The sequence below is a fragment of the Pseudomonas sp. NPDC090233 genome (genome assembly GCF_044772285.1).
Lineage (GTDB): Bacteria > Pseudomonadota > Gammaproteobacteria > Pseudomonadales > Pseudomonadaceae > Aquipseudomonas.
Window position 1 is genome coordinate 1 of record NZ_JBIVYQ010000023.1, and the last position, 1,652, is coordinate 1,652.

At 62.3% G+C, this 1,652-nt stretch carries 1 protein-coding gene; it reads right to left on the reverse strand.

Features of this window, described 5'->3' with window-relative positions:
- A partial coding sequence (locus ACIQUF_RS25555) for an immunoglobulin-like domain-containing protein (protein ID WP_403136518.1) occupies nucleotides 1–1,652 on the reverse strand: 1,652 nt, incomplete at both ends.

Consider the following 1,652-nt stretch of genomic DNA (forward strand, 5'->3'; position numbering starts at 1 on the left):
TCACCACCGGTAGTACCGGTGATGGTGGCTTTGACCTGACCGGCATCTTTGTAGACGTCGTCCGATGGCGCTGCAACGGTCACGGTGCCCGAGGTTTTACCGGCGGCGATATTGATCGTCGCGCCGTTGCTCAGGGTGACGGTCATCGCCGTGCCAGCCGGGTTGCTCAAGGTCGCGGTGTAGACGATCTGGCCGCCTTCGGCCACGTCGCCGGTCGCGCTCAGGACCAGGTTGGTGGTGGCCTGGGTCGCTGGGCTGTCGGTAACCGTGGTGCTCGGGGTACCGGCGGTTTCCAGGTTCTCGTAGTTGCCACCCTCGACCTTGGTAATGCTGTTGGTCAGCGGTGCGTTGGTGTTGTAGACGTTGTTCGGTGCAACGAAGTCGACCGAGCCGGTGGATTGACCGACGCCGATGGTGATGCTCTGACCGTTGGCCAGAGTAATAACCAACGGACTACCGGTGACCGGTGCGCTAACCGACGCGGTGTAAGTGACCACGCCACCTTCGACGACCGAACCATTGGCGGTCAGCGTAACCGTGCTGGTGTCGATGGTGTCGCTGACGTTGGTCACCGCTTCGGCTGGATTAACCGCCAGCTTCTCGAAGTCACCACCGGTAGTACCGGTGATGGTGGCTTTGACCTGGCCGGCATCCTTGTAAACGTCGTCCGATGGCGCTGCAACGGTCACGGTGCCCGAGGTTTTACCGGCGGCGATATTGATGGTCGCGCCGTTGCTCAGGGTCACGGTCATCGCGGTGCCAGCCGGGTTGCTCAGCGTCGCGGTGTAGACGATCTGGCCGCCTTCGGCGACGTCGCCGGTCGCGCTCAGGACCAGGTTGGTGGTGGCCTGGGTCGCTGGGCTGTCGGTAACCGTGGTCGTGGTATTGCCAGTTGTTATGAGCTTCTCGTAGTTACCACCCTCGACCTTGGTGATGCTGTTGGTCAGTGGCGCGTTGGTGTTGTAGACGTTGTTCGGCGCAGTGAACTCGACCGTGCCGGTGGATTGGCCCACGCCGATGGTGATGCTCTGGCCGTTGGCCAGAGTAATAACCAACGGGCTACCGGTGACCGGTGCGCTAACCGACGCGGTGTAGGTGACCACGCCACCTTCGACGACCGAACCATCGGCAGTCAGCGTAACCGTGCTGGTGTCGATGGTGTCGCTGACGTTGGTCACCGCTTCGGCTGGATTAACCGCCAGCTTCTCGAAGTCACCACCGGTAGTACCGGTGATGGTGGCTTTGACCTGACCGGCATCTTTGTAGACGTCGTCCGATGGCGCTGCAACGGTCACGGTGCCCGAGGTCTTGCCAGCCGCGATCTCGATCGTCGCGCCGTTGCTCAGGGTCACGGTCATCGCGGTGCCAGCCGGGTTGCTCAGCGTCGCGGTGTAGACGATCTGGCCGCCTTCGGCGACGTCGCCGGTCGCGCTCAGGACCAGGTTGGTGGTGGCCTGGGTCGCTGGGCTGTCGGTTACCGTGGTCGTGGTATTGCCAGTTGTTATGAGCTTCTCGTAGTTACCACCCTCGACCTTGGTGATGCTGTTGGTCAGTGGCGCGTTGGTGTTGTAGACGTTGTTCGGCGCGGTGAACTCGACCGTGCCGGTGGACTGGCCGACGCCGATGGTGATGCTCTGGCCGTTGGCCAGAGT